Raw genomic sequence first — 13765 nt, forward strand, 5'->3', positions numbered from 1 at the left:
CTCCGCTAAACACGGGGGCTGCGCGGCGGACACGCCGACGTCACCGCAATGCCACGCCATTTTGCAGAACTTGACGCACACAACTCTGCCAGGCCGTGAATTCAGCGGCCCGGCGGAGAAACTCTACGAACATTTCTATATGCCGAAAGGGGGTAGTGAAGGCAGCTTGGAGGCAACGCCTCGCGCACGCGAGGACAATCGCCAGCGCCGAATGTCGGAATTGGGCGCCAGCTCGACGCATTTCATGGCGCCTCCCTCACGCCCAGGCATGAAGCTGTCCTTGTTGGCTCAAGGAGAATTTGCATGCGTGGTCATTGCTTATGTGGCGCTATTGCCTTTGAAGTCGATGGCCCGGCACAGGCCTGCGTGGTCTGTCATTGTGAAAGTTGTCGGCGGCAATGTTCTGCGCCGATGACCTCCTATATTGGCGTCTTGAACGGCCAATGGCGATGGCTGGGCAAGCTACCGAAGGTATTCAACTCTTCTCCCGGTGTGGAAAGAACATTTTGCAATCACTGTGGCACGCCGCTGTCCTTCCGCTCAAAGAACATGTCTGATGTCATGCATTTTTTTGCGGCAGCGATGGAGGAGCCAGAAAAATTTGCACCTACGCTGCATGTCGCTTTTGAGGAGAAGCTCCCTTGGTTGAAACTCGCCGACAACCTGCCGACTCGTTTTGGGCCTGACTATACGAAAGACTAGGATCTGCTCGCATCGAGACAAACGGTGGAAGCTGCGGACAGCATCCGGAAGCGAGATGATGCCTCCGTCCGTTCAAACGGCGGTCGAACATTATCGATCGCGGCTGCTCTCGACCTGCTTGAGCGGCAGCAGGTAGGCGATGATCTGCTGATCGCCGAGTGCTGGATCAAAGCCAATAATGTCGGAGGCGAAAAGGTCGTGGGCGGGGCGTCTCTCGAAGCCAAGGCTTTCATACAGCTTGTATGCAGACATCATGGACGAGGCAGTGTGAAGCGCAAGGCCGCCTGAGCCCTGCAGACGCGCTTGCATGACGCACCATTCGCAAAGCGCGCGGCCATATCCGCGGCCCTGTGACGAGGGAACAACCGCGAGAGTCCTGAGGCCTGCCAGCCCGGGCGGCCAGCCCATGCCGTCAAAGGCGGCATCGGCGTAGTAGGTGACCGTCCCGACGAGGCGTCCCTCGGCTTCGAGCACCGCGACGCTGGCTTTCGCCCATCGCCCCGCGACATCCCGCGCATCCTTGACGTAGGGCTCGAAGATGTGCGGTGCCAGAACGGGCCGTAACGATGCGAAAGCCTCTGAGACGAGCAACCCAATTCCATCCAGTTCCTGACGGCTTGCCAGGCGGACGCGTGGCTTGGATGCGATCTGCATGCATGTCCTCACTGCTCCAGTAATTCGACCGTAGGTAGGGCTCCCTCCGGCTGGCTGGACTTCGCCCGGCTTCGGCCGTCGGCCGTATCCCGCAGCGCGATTCACCCGGAGAGGTTCGCCTGCCACAATAATGACCGGCAGCAAGATTCCAATGGACCTGAGCCGTCGAGCCGCGACGACGAGTTAATCGGCGGAGCACCTCAAACTTTCGGTAACAGTTTGCTCATGCTTATGCGCTCCTCGACCTCGTATCGGCACTTTCGTTAGAACCCAAGAACCGTCGAATTGGAAGCGACAATTTGGAGGTTGATCTTTATGCAACCAAGGCCGGCGAGCCGCCTTTCGGCCTCATGGATGAGGGCCTCGCCGATCCCTTTTTGGCGATGGGACTGCAAGGTAGCGATGCGCGATATCCACCCTCGATGGCCGTCATACCCGGCCATGATCGATCCGACGACCTGATCGGCCTCTATCGCCACCAAAAGCAGGTTCGGCTGATGCCTCAGCTTCTCGCGAAGCGGGAGCGATCGTAGTTGCGCGACATCTCGAGCCCAGACTATCCGGCTCTATAGTGGAGCGTTACGGCGACCCAGCAGCAGAGCGATGCCCAACGCCGGAAGCGTCGCCGTCGCGACGGCGAAGAAGACGAATTGCAGCCCGGCCGACCCAGCGACCAAGCCGAGCGCCGGACTGCCGAAGCCGAGCGCCACGTCGAGAAAGACGGTGTAGAGTCCCATGGCCAGGCCGCGGCTGCGTGGTGGAAGATGGCTTACGGCCTCGGCACCGAAACCGGGATAGACCAGCGAGTAGCCGAGGCCAGTCAGGCCCGCTCCGATGGCGGCGCAAGCCAGATCAGCATCAGCCCTGCCGCCTCGACCGCCACGAAGATCACGGCGACGCGCGCGCCCCCTAACCTGTCAGGCAGGTGGCCGAAGCACAGCCTTGCCGCGATCAGCGACGCGGCATAAGCGGTGAAGGGAAGCCAGACCGGCTGCCAGCCGCGTTCGGCAAAGAGCAGCGCGCCAAAGGACAGGATCGCGCCATAGCCAAGGCTGCTGAAAGCAGCTCCGACGCCGGGAAGCCAGACCGCTTGCGCCACGCTCGTCCATGACTGTCGCGCGGCGCTCGCGGCGAGGCTGGTGCCACGCATAGGCAGGATGGCAAGCAGCGTCGCAAGCGGCAGGCCGACCGTCGCGAGTGCGATCGCGGCGAAGCCGCTCGCCGCGTAAAGCGCAGATCCGATCGGCGCGCCTAGCGCGAGTGCTGCGAACATCGCCGTGCCCACCCAGGCTATGACCTTTCCGGAGTTCTGTCCGCCCGCAAGGGAGAGGCCCCAGGCGACGCCGCCTGTGATGATGAAGCTCTCAGACGCGCCCAGTACCGCCCGGCCGGCGAAGAGCGCCGATGCGGACGCTGCCGGCCGGTCGAGCAATGCCAGCGAGCCGAGGTAAATGAACCCCGCCAGGACAGCGGCAATGAGGCCGACGATGACGGCCCGCTTGCCGCCGCGCCCATCGGCATAATTTCCGGCTCCAATGCGCGACAGCATCGAGGCGACGAACTGGCTGCCCGTCACCAGCCCGACTGCGAAGGGGCCGAAGCCGAACTGCTGGTGAAGATGCAGCGGCAGGACGGGTAGCGCCAAGCCGATCAGGAGGAAGCCGGCGAAGACAGCCGCCATGATTGGCACCAGTTCCGCCATCGCGCCATTTCGGTCAGAAGTCCGCGCCATTGTGGCCATCGCATGTTGACAGTCGGGCTGTTCCGATCAGTAACGTTCGTAAGTCACGCGCCAGCCTTCGGCCGGATTGTCCGGCGTCAGGACCAGTTTGTTGTCCGAGACTTCGAATTTGCGTTTCATGCTCTTCCCTACAAGGTTGCGGACCAGGGAGGACTCGATCGTGATGACGAAGGTCTTGTCCTGGTCGTTGATGGCGACCGGCCCGTAATAGGCTTCGTAGCCATTCGCCGTGTAAGGCGTGTCCGGCGCCTTAGCGTCGGGGTTCTGGGCCTGCACCGAGAGGGTGCCGGCCTCGGTGAAGATGACCTGGCCGGAATATGGCACGGGCTTGAGGTTTCCCTCCGCACCGGCCTCGAGCGACCTCATGCGCCATGCGCCGATGATCGGGGACTCTTGGGAGAAAGCCGGCGTGGCGACCGAAAGCGCAAGCGCAAGGGCAGCGATCTTCAATCTCATCGTCATATGTCGTTGTCCTTTTTCTGGTTTGTGGGTGCGGACAGGCCGTCCGCCCAATCTTCGCTTACACCGAAAGCATGACCTTGATGGCGCGCCGCTCGTCCATGGCGCGGTAGCCTTCAGCGACCTCGGCCAACGGCAGCTTGAGGTCGAAGACCTTGCCGGGCTTGATCCTGCCCTTGAGCACACGGTCCATGAGGTCGGGCAGGAAGCGGCGCACCGGCGCGGGGCCGCCCAGCATGCGCTTCTGGCCGAAGAAGAGATTCTGGCCATCGAAGCTCACGCCATGCGGCACGCCGACATAGCCGATGGTACCGCCGGGGCGAGAGCAGGCCAGCGCCTGGTCGAAGGATTCCGCCGTGCCAACGCATTCCAGCACCGAGTCCGCGCCGACGTCCTTAGTGAGCCCTTTGATCCGGGCCACACCTTCCTCGCCGCGCTCAGCGACGATGTCGGTCGCGCCGAATTCGCGGGCGAGTTTTTGGCGGCTGGCGTGCCGGCTCATGGCGATGATGCGCTCGGCGCCCATCTCCTTGGCCGCAAGCACGCCCATCAGGCCGACCGCACCGTCGCCGACCACCACCACCGTCGATCCTTCTCGGACCTCGGCTGCGTCGGCCGCATACCAGCCGGTGCCGAGCACATCGGACACAGCCAGCAGGTCAGGGATGAGTTCTGCCGGCGGCACCTCGGCGGTGGCGACCAGTGTGCCATCCGCCAACGGCACGCGGGCGTAAGGCGCCTGCGCGCCCGACATGAACTCGCGCTGCACACAGGACGACTGGAAGCCGAAGCGGCAATGCGGGCAGGTATTGTCGGAGAGGCAGAACGAGCCGACGACGAACTGGCCGGGACGGACCGTGCGCACCTCTGCGCCGACCTCGACGACGATGCCACAATATTCGTGGCCCATATGCATCGGGCCGTCGACCGGCTGCAGCCCGCGATAGGGCCACAGGTCCGAGCCGCAGATGCAGCTCGCCGAGAGCTTGATGATGGCGTCCGTTGGCCGCATGATTTTCGGATCGGCGACTTCCTCGCAGCGGATGTCGCCGGGCTTATGAAGAACGGTTGCGAGCATTTTGCTTTCCTTTCGTTCAATCGATGTCAGGCGCCGTAGTCGGCGTCGCTGACGTGTTCCAGCCAGTCCACCACCTTGCCGTCTTTGACCTCCTGGAGGGCAATGTGGATCATGGCCGTCTCGGGTGAGGCACCGTGCCAATGCTTCTCGCCGGGTGCGAACCAGACGACGTCCCCCGGCCGGATCTCCTCGACCGCACTGCCCTCGCGCTGCACGCGGCCGAGGCCGGAAACGACGATCAGCGTCTGGCCGAGCGGATGCGTGTGCCAGGCGGTGCGGGCGCCGGGCTCGAAGGTCACCTGTGCGCCCTGCACGCGCGCGGCGTCGAACGGGTTGAACAGCGGATCGATCCGCACCGTGCCGGTGAACCAATCAGATGGTCCCTTGCCAGACGGCCTGGTGCCTGCGCGAAGAATCTCCATGGTGATCTCCTTTGAGTCCTCAAATGCGTTCGATGCGAAGCGGGAACTCGCCGCGAATGTGCAGGGCCTGCTCGCCCTCATCGAAGCGGCCGAGCCTGATCAGCCCGGGATGGTGATAGTCGGCGTGGAACATGGCCAGGTTGCCCCAAGGCATGAAATAGCACAGGTCATAGGGCTGCTCGTTGGCGAACGGACCGCTTCCCTCCTCAGTCAACTTGCGCGGCAGATAGGCGATTTTCTCGTTATGCGCGTAGTCGTCGATGGTGAGATCGAGCGGCAGCATGGTGAAGAAGTCGCGCGCCGACGGATTGTCGTAGAGCGTGGCGGTCATGGTCCGGCCATTGAAAATCATCTTGATCTTCATGTCGGTGGGCTCCTGGCTGCCTGGGTCGCTGCCCTGCTGGCTGCGGGCGGCCCGCGGCAGGACCGTTGCCGCGAGCGCGCCGCCGAGCAACGCGCGGCGGCTGAGGTCCGGACGGTCGATCGTCATGACTGCCGTCATGGCTGCGACCTCCGGGCCAAATGCGATGCTGCAAAGGCGGCGAGCGCCGATCCACAGAGCAGCACCGCGCCGAAAGTGAATGCACCCCACCAGCCGACCGTATCGAAGAGCGTGCCGCCGATGGCGGCGCCGCCGGTGATGGCGAGCTGGATGACGGCTACCTGCAGCCCGCCGCCGGCCTCTGCGTCGTCCGGCAACGTGCGGCAGAGCCACGTGCCCCAGCCAACGGGCGCGGCCGTGCCGAAGAAGCCCCAGGCAACGAGCAGCAGTGCTGTCGGAACCGGCAAGGCACCGAGGGCGATGAGCGCTACGGCCAACGCGGCCATGACCAGCGGGATGACGATAAGGATACTAAACAGGCGCGTGCGCAAAAGCCGGCCTATGCAGAGGGTGCCGAGCACCCCGGCCAGCCCCATCGCCAGCAGGATCGCCGAGAGAGCAGCGATGTCGAGCTGAGTGACGCTCTCGAGGAAGGGCCGCAGATAGGTGAAGAGCGCGAACTGGCCCATGAACAGCATCATGATCGACGCCATGCCGGTGGCGACAGGAAGACGGCCGAGGAGCGCCAGCGGATTGCCTGGACGCTTCCTCCGGCGCGGGGGCAGCGCCGGCAGGCTTGTCCACTGCCAGACCAGCGCCAGGAGCCCAAGCGGCACGACGAGGAAGAAAGCGCCGCGCCAGCCGACATAGGCGCCAAGAAAACTGCCCAGCGGCGCGGCGATGGTGGCCGCAATGGCATTGCCAGCGTTTAGCATGGCGAGACCCTTCGGAACCATGTCTTGCGGCACGAGGCGCATGACGATCGCGGTCGACATCGACCAGAACCCGCCGATCGCGATGCCGAGCAGCGCCCGGCCGACCATGAGGAACGCGTAGTTCGGCGCGAAGGTGACAGCGAGCCCGGACACGATCAGGAGAAGGGTGAAGCCGGTCACGACCAGTCGGCGGTCGATCCGGCGCGTGAGGCCGGTGACCAGCAGGCTGGTCACGACGGCGAAAGCGCCCGAAATCGAGATCGCCTGTCCCGTGCGGCCCTCGGTGATGCCGAGATCGGCCGCTAGCGGCGACAGCAGGCTGACCGGCATGAATTCCGACGCGATGAGCACGGAAACACACAGCGCCATCGACAGCACCGCGCCCCATGCGGCGCGGTCTTCGACAAGCCTTGTGTCGTAGGTCGTTTCCATAATTGGCATCCTTGCAAGGCGACGGGGGTGGATCAGCCGCCCATCCCCGTCACCATGCTGGAAGATATTGCAGAGGAACCCATTCTATTAGACTGAGTAATTCGCATGGACTTATCTGCTTATGATATAAATGTCCGACGGGAGGTGCCCTATGCAGCGCGATGGCATGAAGGATTTGCTCTGGTTCGTGGCGGTCGCCCGGGAGCGCAGCTTCACCAAGGCGGCGGCCAAGCTCGGAACCTCGCAGTCGACCCTGAGCTCGACAATCAAGGAGCTTGAAGCTCGTCTTGGCGTCCGCCTGCTGACGCGTACGACCCGGAGCGTCGCTCCGACCGAGGCCGGCGAGCGACTTTTCCAATCTCTTGTTCCCCGCTTCGAGGAAATCGAAGCCGACCTCGCAAGCCTGGTGGCCTTTCGCGACAAGCCCTCCGGAACGGTCCGCATCACGCTGTCCGACCATGCGCTCCAGACGACCGTCTGGCCGAAGCTGCAGCCTTTGCTCAGCGACTATCCTGACGTGTGCGTCGAACTCTACAGCGACAACGGCATGAAGAACATTGTGGAGGAGCGTTTCGACGCAGGCGTGCGGCTTGGTGAGAGCATCGACAGGGATATGATCGCAGTGCGCATCGGGCCGGATTGGAGGCTCGTGGCCGTGGCTTCGCCGGAGTACTTTTCCCGCCATCCGGTTCCGACCGCACCGCAGGATCTGGTTAATCATGACTGCATCAATATGCGGCAGGCGACGTTCGGCGGATTATATGCCTGGGAATTCGCCAGGGATGGCCGCGACCTTCGTGTGCGGGTGGAAGGCCAACTCACCTTCAATTCGTCCATTCCCATGATCGAGGCTGCGATAAGCGGTTTCGGAATCGCCTATGTCCCGGAAAACCTCGTCAGCCACCACATCGCCAAGGGATGCCTTAGGCTCGTGCTTGACGACTGGAGTCCGCCATTTGCGGGCTATCACCTCTACTACCCGAGCAGGCGACAGCTCTCGCCTGCGATGGCAGTGATCGTTGAGGCGCTCCGCCATCGCATCTGACCCCAAGACTGCGCCTATGGATCATGAAGCTGACATTGGGATATGGTAGGTTCTGACCCAAGCCCTTTGACTTCTACGCTGCGGGCGGCTGCTTTCGCCTCAAAGCAGACGTGGAGCTCGCTCGCCTCGATGTCTGTGATTGACACAGAAGCAGTCATCGAAAAGGAGCCAAACTCGCAGGCTGAACTGGCCAAGAATTCTCGTGGATAGCCGAGGTTTTTCTCGAGCCTAGGCCATGTCTTGGTCGTCAATGGGTAGGACAGGGTTGTCCAGTTATCCCCCGGCAAGACGCGGCAGCAGGAAAATCTCCGCGCCTTCCGGCAGTTCCTTCGACCAGGTGTCGCGATAGATCGTCCCGTCGATGGCGACGGCGATGCCGCGATCGATGTACGGCTCGAGGCCGGGATACTGTTCAGCTAGCTTCCTGAACAGCTCCCGAATATCCTTCGCCTCGATTTCGACCTTGCTCTTGCCTCCGGCGATCGCGCCGAGCGATCCCCAGAGCGTTACTTCGACCATCAGCCTTCCCGTTCTGCCTCGAGCGCCGCCAGGATGCGCGGCGGCGACATCGGGATGTGCGTCATGCGCACGCCCGCGGCGTTCGAGACCGCATTGGCGATCGCCGCCAGCGGCGGCACGATCGAGGTCTCGCCGACGCCGCGCACCCCGTAGGGATGGTTGGGATTGGGGATCTCGAGGATCTGCGTGTCGATCATCGGCAGGTCCGAGCAGACCGGGATGCGGTAATCCAGGAAGCCAGGGTTCTGCAGCCGCCCGTCCTTGCCGTAGATATACTCCTCGTTGAGCGCCCAGCCGATGCCTTGCGCGGCACCTCCCTGGTATTGCCCCTCGACATAGGTCGGATGCACCGCCTTGCCGGCGTCCTGAACGACGGTGTAGCGCAGCACCCTGGTGGAGCCTGTCTCGGGATCCACCTCGATATCGCAGATATGGGTGGCGAAGGAGACGCCGGCGCCGTCGGCGACGAGCTCGCTATGGCCGGCAATCGGTCCCCCCGTCTTCCCTGACGCGGCTGCGATCTCCTTCAGCGACAATGCTGCAAGGTTGCCGTATTTCTCGCCCTTGGCAATCGCGTGGCCCTTTTCCCAGACCACGTCGTCGACGGGAATGTCCCACGTCTGTGCGGCGCGTTCCCGCAACACCTTGATGGCGTTGCGTGCCGCCGAGATCGTCGCCATCGAGGAGGAGAACGTGCCGCGGCTGCCGTCCGTCATGTCGTTGTAGCCGAGGCTGGAGGTATCGGCGACCACCGCCTTGACCTGCTCATAGGGGATGCCGAGCTCCTCCGCCGCGACCAGCGAAAGCGAGGCGCGCGAGCCGCCCACGTCCACGGTTCCGACGGCAAGCGAGACCGAACCGTCCATGCCGATGTTGAGGTCGGTGCAGGTCTGGCCACCGAAATTGAACCAGAAGCCGCAGGCCATTCCGCGGCCCTGATTCTTGCCGAGCGGCGCCTTCATATGCGGGTGGTTCTTCACCGCCTCCAGCGTCGGCCCGATGCCGATCGGGCCGTATACCGGGCCGTAGGAGGATCTGGTGCCTTCCTGCGCCGCGTTCCTGATCCGGAACTCGACGGGGTCCATGCCGATCTCCTTGGCCAGCTCGTCGACCGCACTTTCCACCGCAAACGCCGCCATCGGAGCCGACGGCGCGCGATAGGCCGCGGTCTTGGGCCGGTTGACCAGCACTTCGTAGCCGACCGTCTTGACGTTCTCGAGCTTGTAGCAGGCAAAGGCCGTCATGGCGCCGATCTCGGCCCACATGCCGGCATAGGGGCCGCAGGAATAGCGCAGCGTCGCCTCGGCCGCCGTGATCGTGCCGTCCTTGCGGGCGCCGATCCTGACGTCGATCGATGTGGCGCTGGTCGGGCCAGAGGCGCGGAACACCTCGTCGCGCGTCATGACCAGCTTGACCGGCCGGCCGGCCTTGCGCGACAGCGCCAGCGCCACCGGCTCGGCCCAGACATGGGTCTTGCCACCGAAACCGCCGCCGATCTCCGACGAGGTGACGCGCAGCTTCGAGGCTTCCATGCCAAGCAGCTGGGCGCAGTGTTGGCGGTAGACAAAATGGCCTTGCGTACAGACCCACAGGTCGGCGGTGCCGTCGGAGCTGACATTGGCCACGCAGGCATGCGGCTCGATATAGCCCTGGTGCGTCTGCTCGGTCTTGAAGGAGCGTTCGACAACGAAGTCGGCCTGGCCGAAACCTACATGGATGTCGCCATGGCCGTACTGGGTGCGCTTGGTGACATTGGAAGGCTTGACGGGCTTTTGCTCGAGGCCCTCGGTGAAGATGGCGTCGTTGACCAGGGGTGCGGAGTGCTTCATCGCCTCGTCGACATCGGTGACATGCGGCAGCACCTCGTAGTCGACCTCGATCAGCTTCAGTGCCTGCCTCGCCGTGCGGGCATCGACCGCAGCCACCGCGGCCACGGCATGGCCATCATAGAGCGCTTTCTTGCGCGCCATGCAGTTGTCGAGGATGTCGTACATGGCGGCATCGCCGTCGGTGAGGTCGGGCAGGTCGGCCGCGGTGATCACGGCCTTGACGCCGGCGAGCTTCTCCGCCTTCGACGTGTCGATCTTCCTGATCGTGGCATGCGCATGGGGGCTTCTGAGAACGCGCCCGACCAGTTGCCCGGCCATGTTGAAGTCGGCGCCATAGCGTGCGCGGCCCGTCACCTTGTCGACGCCGTCGGGACGGATGGGACGCGTGCCGACAGAGGTGAAATTGCGTCTGGAGTAACGCGGATCGAAATTCATCGTCATGCTCCCTTCATCACGCTGGCGGCGTCCTGAACGGCACGCACGATCTTGTCATAGCCGGTGCAGCGGCAGAGGTTCCCGGCGAGGCCGAAGCGGATCTCCTCCTCGGTCGGATCGGGATTCTTGGCCAAAAGGTCCTTGGCCGCCATGAGGAAGCCCGGCGTGCAGACGCCGCATTGAAGTGCGGCGTGTTCCAGGAACTTCTGCTGCAGGGGATGCAGCTTGTCGCCATGCGCCATGCCCTCGATGGTCTCGACGTGCCGACCCTCGGCCTCCGCGCCGAGCACCAGGCACGAGCACACCAGCCGATCGTCGAGGATGATGCTGCAGGCCCCGCAGTCGCCGGTGCCGCAGCCTTCCTTGGCGCCCGTCAGCCCCAGGCGATCGCGCAGGACATCAAGCAGCGTCTCGTCCGGCTGGCAAAGGAACTCGACATTGTCGCCGTTGATTGTCGTTGATACTGCCACACCAGCCATCATTTGCCTCCTGCGCGTGCATAGGCGGTCGTGGCGGCCCGCTTGGCCAGCACACCCGCGACTTTCCGTCTGAATTCGATAGTGCCGCGCTTGTCGTCGATCGGGCGGCAGGCGCCCGAGCAGACCTTGGCGAGCCTCTGCAGCGTGGCTTCGTCCAGCTTGGAGCCGATGAGAACCTCGGCGGCCTCCTCGACCAGAATCACCGTCGGCGCCACGGCGCCCAACGCCAGACGGGCGGATTTGACGCGACCCTGCTCATCGAGCGTCAAGTTCACGCCGGCGCTTACCACCGCGATGTCCATCTCGGTGCGCGGAATGAAACGCAGATAGGCATCGCCCGAACGCGGCAGACGGCTGTCGAGCAGGATTGCCTCGATGATCTCGCCCTTGGCCAGCGACGTCTTGCCCGGCCCAGTCGGCACCGCTTCCACGGCAATCGTGCGCCTGGTTCCCGGGCCGACGACCACAGCCTTGGCGCCAGCGGCCACCAGCGCCGGGACGCTGTCGGCGGCCGGCGAGGCGTTGCACAGATTGCCGACGATGGTGCAGCGTCCCTGCACCTGCTTCGAGCCGATCAGCTTGGCCGCTTCGACGACGCCAGGCCATGCCTTCTGCAGGGCCGTATTCTCGCCCAGCAATGCGCAGGGGACCGCCGCGCCGATGCTGAAGCCCTCGGCTGTTTCCCTGATCTCGCCAAGCCCGTCGATCGCCTTGATGTCGACGATCAGGTCGGGTTCGATAAAGCCGCCTTTCATTCGCACCAAGAGGTCGCTGCCTCCGGCGAGGATGGCGGCCGTGCCGGCTGAACCGGCCAACAGGCCGGCGGCGTCTTCAATTGAAAGCGGACGTATGTAACGCATCGTCTCCCCTTAGTGGTCATAGTCACACCAACTGATATAACCGTCTCTCCACAATGGCCATCCTGTTCGTGCATTCGCGGATTGGGCCAGGCGCCGCAATTTCATTTGCTCGTCCAACTGGACGCACCGCCAGCCACTAATGCTCGATCGGTCCCTTCGGCATCACCAGCGCGGTGCCTGCAGTCGTCGGGCGCTCGATCATGCGGCGGACGCGAGGTGGCTCGTTGCCGCTGTGCAGCGCCCTTATGCGCTCGCCGATGACCGCGTCGGCGTAGGTGGCGCGCCGATTGTGGCGGATATATTCGACCCAGGTCGGCGTGTGGTAGTGCTCGATCCATATCGACGGATTTTCGAGATCGCGCGCCAATGTCCAGTTGCGGGCGCCGTCACGGCGGCGGATGCGGCCGCGCTCGGCCATGGTGGCGAGGAATTCCGGCACGTCCTCGTTACGGATAACATATTCGATCATGATGGCGATGGGACCGCTGCGCGGCTTGAGATCAAGCGCCAGATGCGGCTCCCGGAAGCGGTTGAGCGGATCGAGGTTGAGCACAGCCTGCTGCGGCAGCGGCAGCAGCAGGCCGATGGCGCCTCCCGCCAGCATGGCGACGCTGGCCGCCATCAGGGCGGCTTCGGCGCCATGCGCGTCGGCAACGACACCCCAGACCCAGCTGCCGAGCGCGATGCCGCCGAAGGTCGCGGTCTGGTAGACCGAAAGCACGCGGCCGACCACCCAGCGCGGCGTCGACATCTGGACGGTGACGTTGAAGTGCGACAGCGCGGTCACCCAGCAGGCGCCGCCGAGCAGCAGACCGAGCGACGTCTGCCAGGCATTCTCGCTGAGCGCGGCATTGAAGGCGCAGAGCGCGAAGCCGGCGAATGCCATGCGCACCATGGTTTCGCTGGACAGCAGCTGCCGCAGCCTGACGCTGATCAGCGCGCCGCCGACGGCGCCGATGCCGAAGGCGCCGAGCATGATGCCGTAGCTCAAGGCATCGCCCTTGACGACGTCGCGCGCGACCAGCGGCAGCAATGCCAGAACCGCGCCGGCGCTGAAGCCGAAAGCCGAGCTCCTGACCAGCACCTTGCCGATATTGGGCGACATGGCGACGTAGCGCAGGCCGGCGCCCATTGCGGCGCCCAGCGTCTCGCGCGGCAAGGTCGATGCCGGCAGTTCCGGCTTCCAGCGGGCCAGCACGACGATGAGGCCGACATAGCTCAGCGTGTTGACGGCGAAGGCCGCGGCAGCGCCTGCCGCGGCAACGATGATGCCACCGATCGCCGGGCCGACGCTGCGCGTCAGGTTGAAGCCCATCGAGTTGAGCGCGATCGCCGCCGGCACCTTGGTGCGAGGCACCATGTCGCCGACCGAAGCCTGCCAGGACGGGCTGTTGAGCGCGGTGCCGCTGTCGATCAGGAAGGTGAAGGCGAGCAGCGTCCACGGTGTCATCAGGTCGAGATAGGTAAAGACGGTCAGAAGAGCCGAAACAACCAGCATGAAGATCTGCGCGATCAGCATGATTTTGCGCCGGTTGAAGCTGTCGGCGATGGCGCCGGCCAGCAACGCGAAGAGCATGATCGGCAAGGTGGTCGAGGCCTGGACCAAAGCCACCTGGTAGGACGAGGTGGCGATCGTCGTCATCATCCAGGCGGCACCGACGCCCTGGATCAGGCCGCCGAAATTGGAGACGAGGCTGGCGGACCATACCGCACGGAAGATGCCATGCCGGAACGGCGCCAGCGCCGAGACGCTTTCGCTTTCCGGTGTGTCGTCGTTCATAAATGCTTTCCCGGGCTCAAATGCGTTGGTTCTTCCGATGAATCGGGCCCTCAAGCCATGGATTCAAAAAATA

The 13765-nt window shown here is 64.0% G+C and carries 17 protein-coding genes; 3 read left to right on the top strand and 14 right to left on the bottom strand.

Annotated features, from left to right (window positions below):
• Both NKJ23_RS20525 and NKJ23_RS20530 read left to right on the top strand, forming a co-directional pair.
• On the top strand, window positions 1-415 hold a 415-nt coding region (locus NKJ23_RS20525; protein ID WP_352681935.1), incomplete at its 5' end, for a hypothetical protein.
• Complete coding sequence (locus NKJ23_RS20530; RefSeq protein ID WP_502902555.1) at window positions 304-702, top strand: GFA family protein; 399 nt, start codon at window positions 304-306, stop codon at window positions 700-702. The genes NKJ23_RS20525 and NKJ23_RS20530, both read left to right, overlap by 112 nt.
• Window positions 703-792: 90 nt before the next feature.
• Here NKJ23_RS20530 and NKJ23_RS20535 read toward each other — a convergent pair whose 3' ends face one another.
• The 9 genes from NKJ23_RS20535 to NKJ23_RS20575 all read right to left on the bottom strand — a co-directional run bounded on the left by NKJ23_RS20535 (window position 793) and on the right by NKJ23_RS20575 (window position 6745).
• Window positions 793-1356 (bottom strand): GNAT family N-acetyltransferase, encoded by a 564-nt coding sequence (locus tag NKJ23_RS20535; RefSeq protein WP_352681939.1) that lies wholly within the window; start codon window positions 1354-1356, stop codon window positions 793-795.
• Window positions 1357-1619: 263 nt separating this feature from the next.
• A complete protein-coding gene (locus NKJ23_RS20540; protein WP_352681942.1) occupies window positions 1620-1835 on the bottom strand; it encodes a GNAT family N-acetyltransferase in 216 nt (71 codons plus the stop codon).
• A gap of 87 nt (window positions 1836-1922) precedes the next feature.
• A complete protein-coding gene (locus tag NKJ23_RS20545; protein ID WP_352681944.1) occupies window positions 1923-2093 on the bottom strand; it encodes a hypothetical protein in 171 nt (56 codons plus the stop codon).
• An 83-nt stretch (window positions 2094-2176) separates the two neighbouring features.
• Window positions 2177-3037 carry an MFS transporter gene (locus NKJ23_RS20550; protein WP_352681946.1) on the bottom strand — a complete coding sequence of 287 codons (861 nt, stop codon included), beginning with the start codon at window positions 3035-3037 and terminating at the stop codon, window positions 2177-2179.
• A gap of 87 nt (window positions 3038-3124) precedes the next feature.
• The gene (locus NKJ23_RS20555; RefSeq protein WP_352576070.1) at window positions 3125-3559 is read right to left on the bottom strand and encodes a lipocalin-like domain-containing protein; all 435 of its coding nucleotides are present in this window, start codon (window positions 3557-3559) and stop codon (window positions 3125-3127) included.
• A 58-nt stretch (window positions 3560-3617) separates the two neighbouring features.
• A complete protein-coding gene (locus NKJ23_RS20560) occupies window positions 3618-4634 on the bottom strand; it encodes a zinc-dependent alcohol dehydrogenase family protein (protein ID WP_352681948.1) in 1017 nt (338 codons plus the stop codon).
• 26 nt (window positions 4635-4660) lie between these two features.
• Window positions 4661-5056 carry a (R)-mandelonitrile lyase gene (locus tag NKJ23_RS20565; RefSeq protein WP_352681950.1) on the bottom strand — a complete coding sequence of 132 codons (396 nt, stop codon included), beginning with the start codon at window positions 5054-5056 and terminating at the stop codon, window positions 4661-4663.
• 19 nt (window positions 5057-5075) lie between these two features.
• Window positions 5076-5558 (bottom strand): cyclophilin-like fold protein, encoded by a 483-nt coding sequence (locus tag NKJ23_RS20570; protein WP_502902556.1) that lies wholly within the window; start codon window positions 5556-5558, stop codon window positions 5076-5078.
• Complete coding sequence (locus NKJ23_RS20575; protein WP_352681952.1) at window positions 5555-6745, bottom strand: MFS transporter; 1191 nt, start codon at window positions 6743-6745, stop codon at window positions 5555-5557. The genes NKJ23_RS20570 and NKJ23_RS20575 overlap by 4 nt, the downstream gene beginning before the upstream one ends.
• A 151-nt stretch (window positions 6746-6896) precedes the next feature.
• Between NKJ23_RS20575 and NKJ23_RS20580 the strand changes: the two genes are divergently transcribed.
• Window positions 6897-7790: a LysR family transcriptional regulator gene (locus NKJ23_RS20580; RefSeq protein WP_352448183.1), complete on the top strand. Its 894-nt coding sequence runs from the start codon at window positions 6897-6899 to the stop codon at window positions 7788-7790.
• Window positions 7791-8063: 273 nt separating this feature from the next.
• On the opposite strand, the gene NKJ23_RS20585 is transcribed toward NKJ23_RS20580, so the two are convergent.
• From NKJ23_RS20585 to NKJ23_RS20605, 5 genes are all read right to left on the bottom strand, one after another.
• Window positions 8064-8309 carry a MoaD/ThiS family protein gene (locus NKJ23_RS20585; protein WP_023675441.1) on the bottom strand — a complete coding sequence of 82 codons (246 nt, stop codon included), beginning with the start codon at window positions 8307-8309 and terminating at the stop codon, window positions 8064-8066.
• A complete protein-coding gene (locus tag NKJ23_RS20590) occupies window positions 8309-10573 on the bottom strand; it encodes a xanthine dehydrogenase family protein molybdopterin-binding subunit (RefSeq protein ID WP_352682091.1) in 2265 nt (754 codons plus the stop codon). Before NKJ23_RS20590 ends, NKJ23_RS20585 begins: the two co-directional genes overlap by 1 nt.
• 2 nt (window positions 10574-10575) lie before the next feature.
• On the bottom strand, window positions 10576-11052 hold the full coding sequence (locus NKJ23_RS20595) for a (2Fe-2S)-binding protein (protein WP_352681954.1): 477 nt from the start codon (window positions 11050-11052) through the stop codon (window positions 10576-10578).
• Window positions 11052-11912 carry an FAD binding domain-containing protein gene (locus tag NKJ23_RS20600; protein WP_352681956.1) on the bottom strand — a complete coding sequence of 287 codons (861 nt, stop codon included), beginning with the start codon at window positions 11910-11912 and terminating at the stop codon, window positions 11052-11054. Before NKJ23_RS20600 ends, NKJ23_RS20595 begins: the two co-directional genes overlap by 1 nt.
• Before the next feature lie 136 nt (window positions 11913-12048).
• A complete protein-coding gene (locus NKJ23_RS20605) occupies window positions 12049-13692 on the bottom strand; it encodes an MFS transporter (RefSeq protein WP_352448179.1) in 1644 nt (547 codons plus the stop codon).
• Between the last annotated feature and the right edge of the window lie 73 nt (window positions 13693-13765).

It is taken from the genome of Mesorhizobium sp. M0184 (assembly GCF_040322215.1).
GTDB lineage: Bacteria > Pseudomonadota > Alphaproteobacteria > Rhizobiales > Rhizobiaceae > Mesorhizobium.

Excerpts from the sequence above, each read along its gene's own strand:
- NKJ23_RS20530 (WP_502902555.1), top strand. The coding sequence starts at position 304 with ATGCGTGGTCATTGCTTATGTGGCGCTATTGCCTTTGAAGTCGATGGC.
- NKJ23_RS20535 (WP_352681939.1), bottom strand. The coding sequence starts at position 1,356 with ATGCAGATCGCATCCAAGCCACGCGTCCGCCTGGCAAGCCGTCAGGAA.
- NKJ23_RS20545 (WP_352681944.1), bottom strand. The coding sequence starts at position 2,093 with ATGGGACTCTACACCGTCTTTCTCGACGTGGCGCTCGGCTTCGGCAGT.
- NKJ23_RS20550 (WP_352681946.1), bottom strand. The coding sequence starts at position 3,037 with ATGGCGGCTGTCTTCGCCGGCTTCCTCCTGATCGGCTTGGCGCTACCC.
- NKJ23_RS20555 (WP_352576070.1), bottom strand. The coding sequence starts at position 3,559 with ATGACGATGAGATTGAAGATCGCTGCCCTTGCGCTTGCGCTTTCGGTC.
- NKJ23_RS20560 (WP_352681948.1), bottom strand. The coding sequence starts at position 4,634 with ATGCTCGCAACCGTTCTTCATAAGCCCGGCGACATCCGCTGCGAGGAA.
- NKJ23_RS20565 (WP_352681950.1), bottom strand. The coding sequence starts at position 5,056 with ATGGAGATTCTTCGCGCAGGCACCAGGCCGTCTGGCAAGGGACCATCT.
- NKJ23_RS20570 (WP_502902556.1), bottom strand. The coding sequence starts at position 5,558 with ATGACGGCAGTCATGACGATCGACCGTCCGGACCTCAGCCGCCGCGCG.
- NKJ23_RS20575 (WP_352681952.1), bottom strand. The coding sequence starts at position 6,745 with ATGGAAACGACCTACGACACAAGGCTTGTCGAAGACCGCGCCGCATGG.
- NKJ23_RS20580 (WP_352448183.1), top strand. The coding sequence starts at position 6,897 with ATGCAGCGCGATGGCATGAAGGATTTGCTCTGGTTCGTGGCGGTCGCC.
- NKJ23_RS20585 (WP_023675441.1), bottom strand. The coding sequence starts at position 8,309 with ATGGTCGAAGTAACGCTCTGGGGATCGCTCGGCGCGATCGCCGGAGGC.
- NKJ23_RS20590 (WP_352682091.1), bottom strand. The coding sequence starts at position 10,573 with ATGAATTTCGATCCGCGTTACTCCAGACGCAATTTCACCTCTGTCGGC.
- NKJ23_RS20595 (WP_352681954.1), bottom strand. The coding sequence starts at position 11,052 with ATGGCTGGTGTGGCAGTATCAACGACAATCAACGGCGACAATGTCGAG.
- NKJ23_RS20600 (WP_352681956.1), bottom strand. The coding sequence starts at position 11,912 with ATGCGTTACATACGTCCGCTTTCAATTGAAGACGCCGCCGGCCTGTTG.
- NKJ23_RS20605 (WP_352448179.1), bottom strand. The coding sequence starts at position 13,692 with ATGAACGACGACACACCGGAAAGCGAAAGCGTCTCGGCGCTGGCGCCG.